This window comes from Mesorhizobium album (genome assembly GCF_033977205.1).
Classification (GTDB): domain Bacteria; phylum Pseudomonadota; class Alphaproteobacteria; order Rhizobiales; family Rhizobiaceae; genus Mesorhizobium; species Mesorhizobium album.
The window spans coordinates 1-15,829 of the sequence record NZ_JAVIIW010000013.1; the positions used below are offsets into that span (position 1 = coordinate 1).

Genomic DNA, 15,829 nt, shown 5'->3' on the forward strand with positions numbered 1-15,829 from the left:
CGCGCGCGTAGTTCTGCACGCCGGCGTCGCCGCGATTGCCGCGGCCGTAGGCCGACCAGCCGAGATAATAGGCGAGATAGAGATTGTAGGTGTCGTTGCGGGCGACGCCGAAGGTGTCTGCGGTCTTGGAGTGGTACCAGCCGACGAAATCGATGGCGTCGGCGAAACGGCTGCGGCGCGCCCCCCAGTTGCCGGTCTCCATCTGATATTGCGACCAGGTGCCGTCGAGCGCCTGCGAGTAACCGGCGGCGCTGGAGACATGCGTCCAGGGAATGAAGCCGAGCAGCTTGGTGCGCGGCGGCCGGGCGTTGCTCTTGAAGCCGGACTCCTTGCGCACGGTCGCCATCAGCACCGGAACGGGAATGCCGTATTTCCGCTCGGTGCGCTCGGCGGAGGACTGCCAGTTGTCGAACCAGCCGTCATTCTGGTCGAAGACGGCGCAGACATTGTTGATATGGCTGGGCGCCGTCGCGCAGGCCGAAAGCGCCAGCAGCACGGAGACAGCGACAATTTTACTAAAACTCGACCTACGCATTGGAAAACGAATAGGCCGAAATCATAAAAGGATTCTTGCGAGCTTCCTTAACGTCTGCGCCTGCGCGTAGAAAAACTGCCTGTCGATATTCCGACTGTCTACGTCGTTTTTCTCTTTGTCGATTTCGAAAAATGCCGCCTTGGCTAAAATCACGCCGGCAAATGACGAATTCCTGACAGCTGCCGCGCGCGGCTGACGCTCTGATGGGCGCATGACAGAACCAAGACGAAGGCGCGGCGCGGAGAGGACCAGCAACCGGGGGGCGACCGCCATCCCGCAACTGCCGCTGCGGCGCGTGGTGAATCCCTATCCGCCGATGGCGGTGCTTTCGGCCGATCAGATCGAAGCCATCCATCAGGCCTCGATGCATATCCTCGAGAATTTCGGCATCGAGGTGATGAGTCAGCGGGCGCTCTCGCTGTTCGAGCGTGCCGGCGCCAAGGTCGATCGCGGCTCGATGAATGTGCGCCTCGACCGCGGCATGGTCGACGAAGCGCTGAAGACGACGCGCGCCAGCTATACGCTTACTCCACGCAACCCGGCCCGCGCCATCCATCTCGGCGGCAACACCATCAACTTCACGCTGGTGGCCGGGCCGCCCAACGTGCACGACATGGAACGCGGGCGCCGCGCGGGCAATCTCGGCGACTACTCGGACCTCGTCCGGCTGGCGCAGCATTTCAACTGCATCCACATGCTGGGCAACCAGGTCTGCGCGCCGATCGAATTGCCGGCCAATTCGCGCCATCTCGACACCTATTTCGCCAACCTGACACTGACCGACAAATGCTTCCACGTCTCGGCGATCGGCCGCGGCAGGGCGCTTGACGGCATCGAGATGATGGCGATCTCGCGCGGGTTGACGCTGGAGCAGATGTCGGAGGATCCCGGCGTCACCACCATCATCTCGGTCAATTCGCCGCGACGCTTCGACGAGATGATGGCCGAAGGGTTGATGACCATGGCCGAATACGGCCAGTCGGTGGCAGTGACACCGTTCACGCTGATGGGGGCGATGAGCCCGGTGACGCTGGCCGGCGCGTTGGCGCAGCAGAATGCCGAGGCGCTGTTCGGCATTGTGCTGACCCAGCTTGTGCGGCCGGGCGCGCCGGTCATGTATGGCGCCTTCACTTCCAATGTCGACATGAAGTCAGGCGCGCCGGCCTTCGGCACGCCGGAGAACACCAAGGCCAACATCGCCTCCGGGCAATTGGCGCGGTGCTATAAGCTGCCGTACCGAACGACGCCGGGTTCGGCTTCCAACGCCGCGGATGCGCAAGGCGCCTATGAGACGTTGATGGCGCTATGGGGCGCGGTGCTCGGTCACGGCAACCTCGTCTACCATGCAGCCGGCTGGCAGGAAGGCGGGCTGACGGCATCGTTCGAGAAGCTCATCATCGATGTCGAGATGATCCAGCATATGATGGAATTCCTGCGGCCGATCGTGGTCGATGAAGGGGAGCTTGCGGTGGAGGCGCTGGGCGCGGTGCCGACCGGCGGCCATTTCTTCGGCGAGCCGCATACGTTGGAACGCTACGCCACCGCCTTCTATCAGCCCATGCTTTCCAACTGGCAGAACTACGAGGCCTGGCAGGAAGCCGGCGCGCTCGACACGACGGCACGCGCGACTCGGCTCTGGCAGAAGGCGCTGGAGGAATATGTGCAGCCGGCCATGGACCCCGCCGTGCGCGAGGCGCTCGAAGCCTATATCGCGCGCCGCAAGGAAGCGATCGGGCAGGGCGAGCCGTGATGCCTGGCCGGTTTATCTCCCATTCCGATTCGCTTTGAACGCTCAACTCATTGAAATAACGAGAAGAACCCATGAAGTCGCATGCAAAGGTCGTAGTCATCGGCGGCGGTGTCGTCGGATGTTCCGTGCTGTTCCATCTTGCCCGCCATGGCTGGACCGATGTCGTGCTTCTGGAGCGCGATGAGTTGACCTCGGGCTCGACCTGGCATGCGGCCGGCGGCATGCACACCATCAATGGCGACCCCAACGTCGCCAAGCTGCAGAAATATACGATCTCGCTCTACAAGGAGATCGAGGAGCTGTCTGGCCAGGCGACCGGCGTGCATCTCACCGGTGGCGTGCTTCTGGCAGCGACCGAGGCGCGGCTCGACTGGCTGCGCGGCGTCGTCTCGAAAGGCCGTTATCTCGGCATCGATCTCGAGGTGATCTCGGCGAAGGAGGCGGCCGAACTGATGCCGCTCCTCGATCCGAAGCAATTCGTCGGCGCGGTGCGCAACAAGGAGGACGGCCATCTCGATCCGTCGGGCGTGACGCATGCCTATGCCAAGGCCGCGCGCAAGCTTGGCGCCGAGGTTGAGCGCTTCACCAAGGTCGAGGATATCGTGCGCCGCCCCGACGGGTTGTGGCGCGTCATCACCAACAAGGGCGAGGTAGTGGCCGAGCATGTCGTCAATGCCGGCGGGCTGTGGGCGCGCGAGGTTGGCCGCATGGTCGGGCTCGAACTGCCGGTGCTGGCGATGGAGCACATGTACCTGATCACCGAGGACATGCCCGAGGTCGCCGACTGGAACAAGAAGACCGGCACCGAGATCATCCACGCCGTCGACTTCGACGGTGAGCTTTATCTGCGCCAGGAGCGCGGCGGCATGCTGATGGGCACTTACGAGAAGGCCAACAAGCCCTGGTCCGAGTTCCAGACACCATGGGATTTCGGTCATGAGCTGCTGGAGCCAGACATCGACCGCATCGCGCCGTCGCTGGAAGTCGGCTTCCGCCATTTCCCTGCCTTCCAGAAGACCGGCATCAAGCAGATCATCAACGGCCCCTTCACCTTCGCGCCGGACGGCAATCCGCTTGTCGGCCCGGTGCGCGGCTTGCCGGGCTTCTGGGTCGCCTGCGGCGTCATGGCGGGTTTCAGCCAAGGCGGCGGCGTTGGCCTGGCGCTTTCCAACTGGATGATCGAGGGCGATCCGGGCGCCGACATCTGGGCGATGGACGTTGCGCGCTACGGCGACTGGGCAACGATGGCCTACACCAACGCCAAGGTGCGCGAGAACTATTCGCGCCGCTTCTCGATCCGCTTCCCGAACGAGGAACTGCCCGCCGGACGTCCGCTCAAGACGACGCCGGTCTACGACACGCTGTCGGCCAGGGGCGCGCAGTGGGGCGTGGCCTATGGGCTGGAGGTGCCGCTCTGGTATGCGCCCGAAGGCGTCAAGGACGAGTTCTCGTGGCGGCGCTCGAGCGATTTCGATCATGTCGCCAGGGAGGTGGCGGCCGTTCGCGACGGCGTCGGCCTGTCGGAGATTTCGAGCTTCGCCAAATACAAGGTCACCGGCGAGGGGGCGGCAGCTTGGCTCGACCGGGTGCTCGCCTGCAAACTGCCCAAGCCCGGCCGCATGACGCTGGCGCCGATGCTGAAGGAAGACGGCAAGCTGATCGGCGACTTCACGCTCGCCAATATCGGGGGCGGCGAGTGGTTCATCGCCGGCTCCGGCATTGCCGAGCAGTACCATATGCGCTGGTTCGAGGCGCATCTGCCCAGGGACGGCTCGGTGCAAATCGAAACGCTGGGGCAGAAGCTCACCGGTCTCGCCATCGCCGGCCCGAAGGCGAGGGAGGTGCTGGCCAAGGTCACCCGCGCCGATGTCTCCAACACCGCGTTCCCCTTCATGGCGGTGGCCAGGATGGATATCGGCATGGCGCCCTGCCTGGTCGGCCGCGTGAGTTACACCGGCGACCTCGGCTATGAGATTTGGGTGGCGCCGGAATATCAGCGCGCCGCCTACCAGGCGCTGACGGCAGCAGGCGAGGAATTCGACATCGGCCTGCTCGGCTCGCGCGCGCTCAATGCGCTCAGGCTCGAAAAGAACTACGGCTCATGGGCGCGCGAATACCGGCCGATCTACGGACCGGTCGAGGCCGGGCTCGACCGTTTCGTCGCCTATGGCAAGGAGGCGGATTTCATCGGCAAGGAAGCGGCCCTTGCCGAGCGTAAGAATGGCGGCAAGCTGAGGCTGCGTGCCTTCATCGTCGACGCCACCGACGCCGATGTCATCGGCGACGAGGCGATCTGGCATGACGGCATCGTGCGCGGCTGGGTCACGTCCGGCGGTTATGCCCACAATTCGAAGAAATCGGTCGCGATGGGTTATGTGCCGAAGGAGATCGCCGACAGACCGGACGGCTTTGAGATCGAGATTCTTGGCAAGCGCCATGCCGCGCGAGTGCAGACGGCGCCGCTCTTCGATGCCAATTTCGAGCGGATGCGCGCCTGAACGCAGGCGCGCGCCCGGCTGTCAGGCGTTGGCGTTGTCGCGATTGTCCAGCGCGAAGGAGCCCGGGCCGGCAAAGAAGAGATAAAGGAAGACGAAGCAGAACAGGATGGCTGCGTCGCCGCCATTGTTGGCTGGAAAGAAGTTGCGCGGCATGTGCACCATGAAATAGGCGACCGCCATCTCGCCGCAGAGCAGGAACGCCACCGGGCGCGTGAAGAGCCCCAACGCCAGCAGGACGCCGCCGGCAAATTCGAGGATCGCGGATGTCAGTGCAAGTCCGCTCAGGGCTTCGGCATGGGCGCCGGGAGGAAAATTGAACAGTTTCTGGGTGCCGTGCTCGATGAACTGCAACGCCGTCATGATGCGCAGCACGCCCAGCAGCTGCGGACGGTATTGGGCAAGGCTTTGGAAAAGCTTCATCTAGAACTCCATTTTACCCCCTTCGGCACCGGCCATAGATTATCGCCCGACAATGGACCATTCACTTCCTAAGGCCTGCCATCAACAATCGGTGATGGAAAGGTTCCTCAGTTCACGTGTTCTATTCCCTCACTGGTTGCATTTGTATCGCTATGGTTGTATCAGTGTGCACTACTCCAAACTGTCTGGGTCACCTTTGCCATGAAGAAAGCCGCTATCAGCCTATTCGCATTCCTTGCAGGCACGAGCTTCGCCATCGCCGGCGACGCCGGTTGTGATGGCTTCAAATGGCCGATGACACGCGAGCAGGCCCTGTTTCCGACTGCGCCCGCCGCGCAGTCCGGCGCTGCCCTGACAGTCGGGCAAGCGATGGAATTCACACTCGCAGCGGTCGACACGATCAGCTTTGAAGTGCACCGCAACGCGCACCGGCAGCCGGCACGTTCGGCGCGACGGCAAGCGTGATCGTGCCACCTGAAGGCGAGCTTCAGTTCAGCCTGTCGGATGAGGCCTGGATCGATGTCGTGCAAGATGGCCACGCCGTGAAGTCGGCGGGTTTCAGCGGCGTGAAGACCTGCCCGGGAATTCGCAAGAGCGTGCGTTTCAAACTATCCGCTGGTCCGGCGACTGTTCAACTCAGCGGGGCCAAGAAGGCCGACCTCAAAGTGGCGGTGCTGACGCCGGAGTAGACGGTAATGTCCGCGGGACAGCGCCATCACTGTCCTGCCGGTCTTCCGCAGCGGCTGCGGAGGGTGGCCGGACATCCCCCGCGATGTGGCCGCGAGGGGAGAACAGCTGTTGCCGCCGGTTTCGCCAATCGCGACGCGATGTTGTTACCGAACCGGGGCGAGCAGAGCGAAATGCGCGCCCTGCGGGTCCTGACATTGGACCACCCACTGCGCACTCGGCACTTCCATCGGTCCCATCAGGATCTTGCCGCCATTGTCGGTCACGCGCTTGGCGGCGGCATCGATGGCGTCGACGTTGAAATAGAACTGCCAGACCGGGACCGGGATCTGCGGCGGCTTGTTCATCATGCCGCCGCCCGATTCCGGCCCTGCGGTGAAGGTCTTGTAGATGCCCATCTCGCCCATGTCGAACTCGCCGGCGCTCTCCCAGCCGAACTGGCCCGAATAGAAGTCGAAAGCCGCTTTCCAATCCGATGTGTAAAGCTCATGCCAGCCGATATGCCCTGGCGTGGTGGCCGGCACCGGCGGTTGGTCTGGGCCGTTGGGCTGCAGGAGCATGAAGGTCGCGCCCTGTGGGTCGGCAACGACGGCGAAGCGACCGACGCTTGGAATGTCGTCCGGCGCACGGTGGACAGTGCCACCCGCTTCCTGCAGGGCCTTCGTCGAGGCATCGACATCCTTGGTGTGGATGTAGCCGAGCCATGCCGGCGGCATCCCCATCTTCGCGGCATCCTCCGGCATCGTCATCAGCCCGCCGACGCCGCGCTCTCCGGAATTCATCACAATGTAGCGCGGCATGCCCGGCGTCTTGTCGAAGGGCTCGGCCCTCCACCCGACAACGGCGGTATAGAAGTCCTCGGCGGCGTCGAGGTCGGTGGTCATCAGTTCGTACCAAAAGAAAGGGGAATTCGGCATGGTCAGTCTCCTCACCGGGTTCAGGCAGCGATCGCGGTTCGATCCATCGTAAGACGATCTCCGCGACAGAAATCCGACATCTGGTCCAGAAATCGAGAACGGCAAGGCGCTGAGCCTGCGATCTTGCGTGTCCCGCGGTTTTCGACTTTGCTGTCCCTGAAAGAGGGGCTCTTGTTTTCCATCCGTCGAATGTCGCTCACGCCTGAGCTTGTCGCTCTGTGCCACAGGGAGGAGGCCGATCCTGGCCCGAGCGGGGAATGGACGCAGTTGAATGACGACGATTTCCGCACGCTTGCCTTGCGCCTGTCGGCCGAAGCCGACGAGGGGCCGCTCTGGGTGTTCGCCTATGGCTCGCTGATCTGGAAGCCGGCCTTCGAATCCGTCGAGCAGCGGCGCGCCTCCGCCTATGGCTGGCACCGGTCTTTCTGCCTGGACCTGGTGCGCTGGAGGGGCAGCGCCGAGCAGCCGGGCCTGATGATGGCGCTCGAACGCGGCGGCCGTTGCGACGGCGTGATCTACCGTCTGCCCGAGGGCGAGAAGCCTGCCCAGATCGAGAGACTGCTGCGGCGTGAAATCGACGATCACGAGGCTGTCAGCGCCGTCAGATGGGTTCCGGTGCGCACGATGCAAGGGTCATTGCGAGCGCTTGGTTTCTGGGTCGGCGTCAGCGGCAGGGGCACATCTCTCGGACAGCCGCTGGAGAAGGTGGCATGGGTGCTGGCACGCGCGTGCGGCCATGTCGGCTCCGGCGCGGAGTATCTCCACAACACTGTCAGCCACCTCGAGACATTCGGCATCCACGACCGCAATCTGTGGCGGCTGCAGGAGCTGGTCGCCGATGAGATCAGGTCGATCCATGGCCACAGGATTGGAAGCGGTGAGCCGTCGGAGACAACAGTCGCCGCTATAATATGACTACAATTATCAAGTTTTTATCCAGCCATTACAGCGACTTGGTCGAAAATTGACCAATTGATAAAAAAATAAAACGTGCTAGCCTTCCCCAAAACAAAACAAGGGGAACTGGAATGGCGACTGGTCATTTCATCGAAGGCATCGCCGGCGGAAGGCTGTCGGCCGAGCAATATGCCGACAATTTTTCCGATCTGCATCCGCCGCTCGATCACCACGAGGCGCTGGTCGAGGCCGATCGCTGCTACTTCTGCTACGACGCGCCGTGCATGAATGCCTGCCCGACCTCGATCGACATCCCGATGTTCATCCGGCAGATCGCGACCGGCAATCCGCTGGGCTCGGCCAAGACCATCTTCGACCAGAACATCCTCGGCGGCATGTGCGCCCGCGTCTGCCCGACCGAGACGCTCTGCGAAGAGGTCTGCGTGCGCGAGGTGGCGGAAGGCAAACCGGTGCAGATCGGCCGGCTGCAGCGCTACGCGACCGACGCCGCGATGGATGAAGGCAAGCAGTTCTACAAGCGCGCCGAGCCGACCGGAAAATCGGTTGCCGTGGTCGGCGCCGGACCTTCGGGTCTCGCGGCGGCGCATCGCCTCGCGCGTCACGGCCATGATGTGACGATACTCGAGGCGCGGCCGAAGGCCGGCGGCCTCAACGAATACGGCATCGCCGCCTATAAGAGCGTCGACGATTTCGCCCAGGCCGAGGTCGACTATGTGACCTCGATCGGCGGCATCGACATCCAGCACGGCAAGGCGCTCGGCCGCGACTTCCAGCTTTCCGACCTGATCCGGAACTATGACGCGGTGTTCCTTGGCCTCGGGCTCGGCGGCGTCAACGCGCTCAGCGCCGAAGGCGAGGACGCGGACGGTGTCGCCAACGCGGTCGAGTTCATCGCCGAGCTCAGGCAGGCGAGCGACCTTGCCAGCCTGCCGGTCGGCCGGCGCGTCGTCGTCATCGGCGGCGGCATGACGGCGATCGACGCCGCGGTGCAGTCGAAGCTGCTCGGCGCCGAGGAGGTGACGATTTGCTACCGGCGCGGGCAGGAGCACATGAACTCCTCCGGCTTCGAGCAGGATCTGGCCGCCGCCAACGGCGTCACCATCCGCCACTGGCTGCAGCCGAAGCGCGTCATTGCCGAAAACGGCAAGGTGTCTGCGATCGAGCTCGAATACACCTCGATCAATGACGGCAAGCTTGCCGGTACAGGCGAGCGGCTTACGCTCGCCGCCGACCAGGTGTTCAAGGCGATCGGCCAGAGCTTTACGCCCGCGGTGCTCAATGGCAGCGTCGCCTCGATCGCGCTCGAAGGCGGTCGCATCAAGGTCGATGCGGAAGGCCGCACCTCGCTGGCGAAAGTCTGGGCGGGCGGCGACTGCATTTTCGGCGGCGACGACCTGACCGTCTCGGCCGTGGCGCAGGGCCGCGACGCCGCCGAATCGATCCACCGGGCACTGACCTCTAACGGGAGGGCATGAGCATGGCAGACATCCGCAACACTTTTGTCGGCATCAAGTCGCCCAATCCGTTCTGGCTCGCCTCCGCGCCGCCGACCGACAAGGCCTATAATGTCGAGCGCGCCTTCAAGGCCGGCTGGGGCGGCGTGGTGTGGAAGACGCTGGGCGAAGAAGGCCCGCCGGTCGTCAACGTCAACGGCCCGCGCTACGGCGCGATCTGGGGCGCCGACCGACGCCTGCTCGGCCTGAACAACATCGAGCTGATCACCGACCGCGACCTGCAGACCAATCTGCGCGAGATGAAGCAGGTGAAGATGAACTGGCCGGACCGGGCGCTTGTCGCCTCGATCATGGTGCCTTGCGTGGAAGAGAGCTGGAAGGCGATCCTGCCGCTGGTCGAAGAGACCGGCGCCGACGGCATCGAGCTCAATTTCGGCTGCCCGCACGGCATGAGCGAGCGCGGCATGGGCTCGGCTGTCGGCCAGGTGCCGGAATATATCGAGATGGTGGTGCGCTGGTGCAAGCAGTACACCCGCATGCCCGTCATTACCAAGCTGACGCCCAACATCACCGATATCCGCAAGCCGGCAAGGGCGGCGAAGGCCGGCGGCACCGACGCGGTGTCGCTGATCAACACCATCAACTCGATCACCGGCGTCGATCTCGACAGTTTCGCACCACAGCCGACCATCGACGGCAAGGGCTCGCATGGCGGCTATTGCGGTCCGGCGGTCAAGCCGATCGCGATGAACATGGTGGCCGAGATCGCGCGCGATCCGGAAACGCATGGCCTGCCGATCTCCGGCATCGGCGGCATCACCACCTGGCGGGATGCTGCCGAATTCATGGCGCTCGGCGCCGGCAACGTGCAGGTCTGCACGGCGGCGATGACCTACGGCTTCAAGATCGTGCAGGAGATGATCGCGGGGCTGGAGAACTGGATGGACGAGAAGGGCCACGCCTCGCTCTCCGACATCATCGGCCGCGCCACGCCCAACGTCACCGACTGGCAATATCTCAACCTCAACTACGTCGCCAAGGCGCATATCGACCAGGACGCCTGCATCAAATGCGGCCGCTGCCACATCGCCTGCGAGGACACCTCGCACCAGGCGATCACCAGCATGGTCGACGGTGTCAGGCATTTCGAGGTGATCGAGGCCGAATGCGTCGGCTGCAATCTTTGCGTCAATGTCTGCCCGGTCGAGGGCTGCATCACCATGGAGCCGCTGGCGGCAGGCTCGGTGGACCAGCGCACCGGCAAGCCGGTATCGCCGATCTATGCCAACTGGACGACGCATCCGAACAATCCGATGGCCAAGGTGGCGGCGGAGTAAGGGAACAGGCATTCGAACAGAAAACGGCGCCCTCCGGCGCCGTTTTCTGTTTGCTCTATTGTGGATAAAAAATATCCATGAATAGGAGTGGCAGGCCATGAAACTGGGAGAGGGCGTCGAAGCGGCGATCCACTGCGCCGCCATGCTTGCCGGCGTCGACGGCAACAGCACCATGTCGGGCGCAGCCATGGCCGAGGCCTTCGGCCTGTCGCCGAGCTATCTCTTGAAACATCTCAATCAGCTGACGACGGCGCGCATCCTGGAATCGGTGCCGGGACCCGCCGGCGGCTACAGGCTGGCGCGGCCTGCCGAGCGCATCACGCTGCTCGACATCGTGCTTGCGGTCGAGGGCAGGGAGCCTGCCTTCCGCTGCGGCGAGATCCGCCAGCGCGGTCCGGTCAAGCTCGACGCCTCCGCCTACGTGAAACCATGCGGCATCAATGCCGCGATGCTGAAGGCCGAGCGCGCCTATCGCGCCGCTCTTGCCGAGGCGACGCTCTCCGACATCGTCGCCGATTTCATGAACGACGCCGATCCCCGCACGGTCGCTGCAAGCTGCGCCTTCGTCGAGCGCCGCCAGCGGCCGCAGAAAGTTCAATCAAGCTCCCAACCAAGCAAAGCGTGAAAGGTAAGTGAAATGAAACAGAGGCTGCAGTTCTTCGCCAAGGCGCCTGAAATCATGAAGGCAGTGATGGCGCTCAACAAGGCCGTGGAGGAGTGCGGGCTGGAGAAAAGCCTGATGCACCTCATCAAGCTCCGGGCGTCGCAGATCAATGGCTGCTCCTATTGCGTCGAGATGCACAGCCGCGAGGCCCGGCGCGACGGCGAGACCGAGACCCGGCTCTATCTGGTCGCCGCCTGGAAGGAGTCGCCGCTGTTTTCCGAGCGCGAGCGCGCTGCGCTTGCCTGGACCGAGAAGGTGACGAACATCTCCGACAACGGCGTTCCGGACGATCTCTACGCCCGGACACTGGAGCATTTCTCGGAGGAGGAACTGGTCAAGCTGACGGTGGTGATCGGCATGATCAACACCTGGAACCGGCTCTGCGTGTCCTTTCACGCCATCCATCCGATGCCGGCCGCCAAGGCTGCTTGAGCATCAGCGGTCGCGCGGATCGGTAAAACGCTCCGCGCGGCTTTCATTTGCGAGATCAATAACATGTTCGAGAATTTTCAGAACGAGATTCTGTTTGCCGGGCGCTGATCGCGCACAATGCCTGACTGCCGGCCGGCGGATTTGATGGCGCGGCGTTAATCGCTCTGTCGCGATTGTCCTGTATTAGCAAATGCAGGTTCGCCCGTCGGAGCGTTCATGGAGCAGAGCTGGACTACGTTCTGGGCCCGTGTTTCGGAAGCCTTCCGTCAGGCGCTGTTTCCGTTTCGGGCTGTTGCCGAAGCCCTTGGCGGGCATCCGAGCGACATTCAGATATGGTGCTTCCTGTGCGGCGTCTTCTTTCTGACGGTGGTCGCCATACAAACCTATGGCGACATCGTGCTCAGGCGGCGCGGCGCCGTTGCCACCGGCAAGGTGGTCGGCATCGACAAGTCGAGCGACGGGCCGGATACGCCGATCATCGAATTCGCCGACCGGCTGGGCAAGATATGGCGCTTCGAGTCGCATCTGCCGGTCAACAGAACGACCAGGAGTGTCGGCGCACCGGTCGAGGTGATGTACGATCCCTTTCACCCGAAGCGGGCACGCGAGATGGGCCGCCCGCTGATGAAGACGGTCCACCTGATTGTCTGGTATGCGGTTGTTGCGGGGCTGATGGCACTCGCCTTCTTGCCCGGCCTCATTTCCAATTGATCTATTCGCCGTTCAGGCGGCAAAGCGCAGACCGCCGTCGCAGGTCAGCACCTGGCCGGTCATGAAGCCATTGGAGACCAGGAAGGCGATCGCGTCGGCAACGTCTTCGGCGCGGCCGATACGGCCGACCGGCGTCTTGCCGGCATATTCGGCAAAGACCGTCTGGCGCTGCGCGTCCGGCAGAAAGTCCCACCAGGGCGTATCGATAACGCCGGGCGCCACGACGTTGACGCGCAGCGGCTTCAGCTCGACCGCGAGGATCGGCGCCACGGTGAGCAGCATGCCGTTGATGGCGCCGATGCCGGCGACGCCAGGCGTCGCGAGCTGCGCCGAGACGGCCGAAATGAAGGTGACCGACCCGGTCTTGCTCAAGGTCGGCAGGGCCGCCTGCAGGCAGGTCAGCTGCGGCTTGATCTTCTCGTCGACGCCGCTGCCGATGTCGGCAAGGTCGAGGGTCGCGAACGGCCCAAGCCCCTTGCCGCCGCTCGCCGCCAGAACGAGGTGGTCGAACGGCCCGAGATCGTCGAAGAAGCGGCGGACCTCGTCCGGCCTGCTCGCGTCGAAAGCGGCCTTGCCGACGGTGCCGCCAAGGCTCTTCCATGCGCTTTTGAGCTTCTCCTCGTTGCGGCCGGTGATCGTCACTTTCATCGTCGGGCTGACCAGCCGTTTGGCCGTGGTAAGGCCAATGCCGGACGAGCCGCCGATGATCACGCAATGTTCGATATTGTCGCTCATGAACGCTGTTCCCTGGATGTCGCGGAAGATTGTCCGGTCAGTTCGAGGCTGAGCGCCCGCAACTGGCGGCGGGCTTTTTCGTCGTAGGCCTGCGCATCGGCGCGCGATTCCCGCTGGCCGTCGAAATAGAGGCCGCTGCGTCCTTCGAGGGCCGGCGAGGCCGCGAGGTTGAGGATGGCTTCGGCGCCGGTCTCGACCGAGTTCCACGGTGTGATGCCGGCCTGCCGGACCATGGTGGTGTCCATGTAGCTTGCCGGATGGAGCGCGTTGACGGTGACGCCGGTGCCCTTGAGCTGTTCGGCCAGGTCGACGGTGAACAGGATCTGCGCCAGCTTGCTCTGGCAATAGGCGCGCACGCCGCTATAGCCGTGCGTCAGCATCACGTCGTCGAAATCGATCGCTTGCTGTCCGGCCGAGGCGACATTGACGGTGCGCGCCGGCGCGCTTGCCTTAAGCAGCGGCAGCAGCTCCGACGTCAGCAGGAAGCCGGCGAGATAATTGACGGCGAAGCGCAACTCATAGCCGTCGGCGCTCACCTGCCTTTTCGCGCCCTGGCCGCCGGTGCCGACGCCGGCATTGTTGATCAATATGTCGAGCCGGTCGGTTCTTGCGCGCACGGCGTCTGCGAGACGGCGCACGTCGGCGAGCGAAGCGAGGTCGGCGGCGAGAAATTCGGCCTTGCCGCCTTTGGCTTCGATGGCGGCGACTGTCGCCTTGCCGCGAGCTTGGTCGCGGCCATGCACCAGCACGCGGGCGCCGGCGGCGCCGAGCCTTTCGGCCACCACGCGGCCGACGCCGTCGGTCGAGCCGGTGACGAGAACGGTCTTGTTTCTGAGTTCCATGTTCAGAGCCTCCTTATGTTGCTCTGAACGGGAAGATGGGGCGCGGCAGGCGCCTCAAACAGTTCAAACTTTATCCTGGTATCGATACTGCTATAATAACTTCATGGATGCCGTGACCCATTCCCCTGAGGATAGCCGCCGCCGCGAGCTTGGCGCCTTTCTGCGTTCCCGCCGCGAAAGGCTGTCGCCTGCGGAAATTGGGATCGCGACCGGCGCCAGGCGGCGCACGCCCGGCCTTAGGCGCGAGGAAGTGGCGATGATCGCCGGCGTCGGCACCACCTGGTACACCTGGCTGGAACAGGGCAGGGACGTTCGGCCTTCGGTCGAGGTGCTGACCGCGCTCTGCGAGGCATTGCGCCTCGACGCCGTCGAGAGGCGGCATCTGTTCATCCTCGCCGGCCGCCAGCAGCCCGAGCGCCGCGTGCCGGAGCCCGAAAAAGTCGACGGGACGCTCCTGCATATGCTGCAAAGCCTTGTCCTGCAGCCGGCCTATGTGGTTGGCCGGCGCTGGGACGTGCTGGCCTGGAACGATGCCGCAGCAGCCGTGTTCGGCGACTATGGCCTGCTCGAGGGCGATGCACGCAACATCGTCCATCTGGTGTTCACCAGCCCGCACCATCGCCGGCTGCTGGTCGACTGGGAAGAACTCGCCCGCGTGGTGCTCGCTTCGTTTCGCGCCGAGAGCGCCAAATATGTCGGCGATCCGGATTTCGAGCGGCTGATCGCGCTCATGATGCGCTCAAGCCCGGAGTTCCGCGACTGGTGGCCAAGGCGCGACGTGGCGCGAAGACTGACGGGGGTGAAGCATGTGCGGCATCCCACGGCGGGCGCGATGGCCTTTGAGCATATGAGCCTGTCGATCGACGACGGCTCGGACATGCGGCTGATCGTCTACACGCCGTTGCCTGAGCAGAACTCGATCGCCAAGCTCAAGAAGCTGCTCGAAGCGCAACCGGCCGAACGGCGCAGCGCGTAAGGTTGGTTGGCAGAAGTGCTCATCAGCACTCATCATTTCGTCATCCACGGGCGGAGCAAGGAGCGTAGCGACGCAGCGCAGACCCGAGGATCCTGTGACCTTTAGGCGCCGCCGCGGTCCAGAATTCTGCACCGCTGCACTCTACGTATGAGGTAACGGCATGGATCCCAGGGTCTCCGCGACGCCGCTTCGCGGCTGCTCCGCCCTGGGATGACGAAGTTAGACGCTTCGCCCAATCCCCACGGGTTGCAACAACCAGACGACTGGCAGGTTGCTCCCCTCCTTTAGCCTATTTGACGAGTCGCTAACCCTTCGGCTTCAACCCATCCAGGAACAATTGCTCCAGAAATCTGGCGGCGTCCTCGAAGCGGCCATCGCCGCCGCGGTCGGGGCCGAGCACGGCGCGCACCTGGACGTCGAAATCGGCATAGTGCTGCGTCGTCGCCCAGATCGCGAAGATCAGATGCCAGGGGTCGGTGCGGGCGATCTTGCCGGCCCGCATCCAGCCCTTGATGACGGCGGCCTTCTCATCGACCAGCGTTTTAAGCTCGCCCTCCAGCATCGGCATGATGCGAGGTGCGCCCTGCAGGATCTCGTTGGCGAAGAGCCGGCTTTCGCGCGGGAAGTCGCGCGCCATTTCGAGCTTGCGGCGGATGTAGCTGCGCAATTCGGTCATCGGATCGCCAATGTCGTCGAGTTCCCTGAGCGGCGCCAGCCACGTGTCGAGCAGCCGCTGCATCAACGTCTCGTGAATGTCCTCCTTGCGGCGGAAGTAATAGAGAAGGTTCGGCTTCGACATGCCGGCGGCTTCGGCGATCTGGTCGATGGTCGAGCCGCGAAAACCGTTGGCGGAGAAGACTTCGAGCGCGGCTTCCAGGATGAGTTCGCGCTTTTCCTGCTGGATGCGGGTGCGGCGAGGAGCTGAGCCTTCCATCGTATCCGTCATCCTTGCC

At 63.8% G+C, this 15,829-nt stretch carries 18 protein-coding genes; 11 read left to right on the forward strand and 7 right to left on the reverse strand.

The window, feature by feature from the left end; genetic code table 11:
- Together RFN28_RS13015 and RFN28_RS13020 are read right to left on the reverse strand one after the other, a co-directional pair.
- The coding region (locus RFN28_RS13015) for a transglycosylase SLT domain-containing protein (protein WP_320287733.1) at window positions 1-535 on the reverse strand (535 nt) is incomplete at its 3' end.
- Window positions 536-556: 21 nt separating this feature from the next.
- The gene (locus RFN28_RS13020) at window positions 557-748 is read right to left on the reverse strand and encodes a hypothetical protein (protein ID WP_320287734.1); all 192 of its coding nucleotides are present in this window, start codon (window positions 746-748) and stop codon (window positions 557-559) included.
- On the opposite strand from RFN28_RS13020, the gene RFN28_RS13025 reads away from it, so the two are divergent.
- Complete coding sequence (locus RFN28_RS13025) at window positions 747-2,285, forward strand: trimethylamine methyltransferase family protein (protein WP_320287735.1); 1,539 nt, start codon at window positions 747-749, stop codon at window positions 2,283-2,285. The two genes, RFN28_RS13020 and RFN28_RS13025, sit on opposite strands and share 2 nt — an antisense overlap.
- Window positions 2,286-2,356: 71 nt before the next feature.
- On the forward strand, window positions 2,357-4,783 hold the full coding sequence (locus RFN28_RS13030; RefSeq protein ID WP_320287736.1) for a GcvT family protein: 2,427 nt from the start codon (window positions 2,357-2,359) through the stop codon (window positions 4,781-4,783).
- Window positions 4,784-4,804: 21 nt separating this feature from the next.
- Here RFN28_RS13030 and RFN28_RS13035 read toward each other — a convergent pair whose 3' ends face one another.
- The gene (locus tag RFN28_RS13035; protein ID WP_320287737.1) at window positions 4,805-5,203 is read right to left on the reverse strand and encodes a DoxX family protein; all 399 of its coding nucleotides are present in this window, start codon (window positions 5,201-5,203) and stop codon (window positions 4,805-4,807) included.
- 201 nt (window positions 5,204-5,404) lie between these two features.
- Here RFN28_RS13035 and RFN28_RS13040 point away from each other — a divergent pair, with 201 nt between their 5' ends.
- Window positions 5,405-5,668 carry a hypothetical protein gene (locus RFN28_RS13040; protein ID WP_320287738.1) on the forward strand — a complete coding sequence of 88 codons (264 nt, stop codon included), beginning with the start codon at window positions 5,405-5,407 and terminating at the stop codon, window positions 5,666-5,668.
- Window positions 5,665-5,892 (forward strand): hypothetical protein, encoded by a 228-nt coding sequence (locus RFN28_RS13045; RefSeq protein WP_320287739.1) that lies wholly within the window; start codon window positions 5,665-5,667, stop codon window positions 5,890-5,892. Before RFN28_RS13040 ends, RFN28_RS13045 begins: the two co-directional genes overlap by 4 nt.
- A 144-nt stretch (window positions 5,893-6,036) precedes the next feature.
- Here RFN28_RS13045 and RFN28_RS13050 read toward each other — a convergent pair whose 3' ends face one another.
- Window positions 6,037-6,807, reverse strand: coding sequence for a VOC family protein (locus RFN28_RS13050; RefSeq protein WP_320287740.1), 771 nt, complete (start codon window positions 6,805-6,807; stop codon window positions 6,037-6,039).
- A gap of 180 nt (window positions 6,808-6,987) precedes the next feature.
- Here RFN28_RS13050 and RFN28_RS13055 point away from each other — a divergent pair, with 180 nt between their 5' ends.
- From RFN28_RS13055 to RFN28_RS13080, 6 genes are all read left to right on the forward strand, one after another.
- The gene (locus RFN28_RS13055; RefSeq protein WP_320287875.1) at window positions 6,988-7,722 is read left to right on the forward strand and encodes a gamma-glutamylcyclotransferase; all 735 of its coding nucleotides are present in this window, start codon (window positions 6,988-6,990) and stop codon (window positions 7,720-7,722) included.
- Between the two features lie 113 nt (window positions 7,723-7,835).
- Entirely contained in the window at window positions 7,836-9,200 is a 1,365-nt protein-coding gene (locus RFN28_RS13060) for an NAD(P)-dependent oxidoreductase (RefSeq protein WP_320287741.1), read from the forward strand.
- Window positions 9,201-9,202: 2 nt separating this feature from the next.
- Complete coding sequence (gene preA / locus RFN28_RS13065) at window positions 9,203-10,516, forward strand: NAD-dependent dihydropyrimidine dehydrogenase subunit PreA (protein ID WP_320287742.1); 1,314 nt, start codon at window positions 9,203-9,205, stop codon at window positions 10,514-10,516.
- A 97-nt stretch (window positions 10,517-10,613) separates the two neighbouring features.
- Window positions 10,614-11,141: an RrF2 family transcriptional regulator gene (locus RFN28_RS13070; protein WP_320287743.1), complete on the forward strand. Its 528-nt coding sequence runs from the start codon at window positions 10,614-10,616 to the stop codon at window positions 11,139-11,141.
- A gap of 12 nt (window positions 11,142-11,153) precedes the next feature.
- Complete coding sequence (locus RFN28_RS13075) at window positions 11,154-11,612, forward strand: carboxymuconolactone decarboxylase family protein (protein WP_320287744.1); 459 nt, start codon at window positions 11,154-11,156, stop codon at window positions 11,610-11,612.
- A gap of 216 nt (window positions 11,613-11,828) precedes the next feature.
- Window positions 11,829-12,323, forward strand: coding sequence for a DUF3592 domain-containing protein (locus tag RFN28_RS13080; protein WP_320287745.1), 495 nt, complete (start codon window positions 11,829-11,831; stop codon window positions 12,321-12,323).
- A 12-nt stretch (window positions 12,324-12,335) separates the two neighbouring features.
- On the opposite strand, the gene RFN28_RS13085 is transcribed toward RFN28_RS13080, so the two are convergent.
- Together RFN28_RS13085 and RFN28_RS13090 are read right to left on the reverse strand one after the other, a co-directional pair.
- Window positions 12,336-13,058, reverse strand: coding sequence for an SDR family oxidoreductase (locus tag RFN28_RS13085; protein WP_320287746.1), 723 nt, complete (start codon window positions 13,056-13,058; stop codon window positions 12,336-12,338).
- The gene (locus tag RFN28_RS13090) at window positions 13,055-13,900 is read right to left on the reverse strand and encodes an SDR family oxidoreductase (protein ID WP_320287747.1); all 846 of its coding nucleotides are present in this window, start codon (window positions 13,898-13,900) and stop codon (window positions 13,055-13,057) included. The genes RFN28_RS13085 and RFN28_RS13090 overlap by 4 nt, the downstream gene beginning before the upstream one ends.
- 103 nt (window positions 13,901-14,003) lie before the next feature.
- Here RFN28_RS13090 and RFN28_RS13095 point away from each other — a divergent pair, with 103 nt between their 5' ends.
- Entirely contained in the window at window positions 14,004-14,876 is an 873-nt protein-coding gene (locus RFN28_RS13095; RefSeq protein ID WP_320287748.1) for a helix-turn-helix transcriptional regulator, read from the forward strand.
- A 304-nt stretch (window positions 14,877-15,180) separates the two neighbouring features.
- Here the strand turns inward: RFN28_RS13095 and RFN28_RS13100 are convergent, their stop codons facing one another.
- Window positions 15,181-15,810: a TetR family transcriptional regulator C-terminal domain-containing protein gene (locus tag RFN28_RS13100; protein WP_126093035.1), complete on the reverse strand. Its 630-nt coding sequence runs from the start codon at window positions 15,808-15,810 to the stop codon at window positions 15,181-15,183.
- Window positions 15,811-15,829 lie beyond the last annotated feature (19 nt).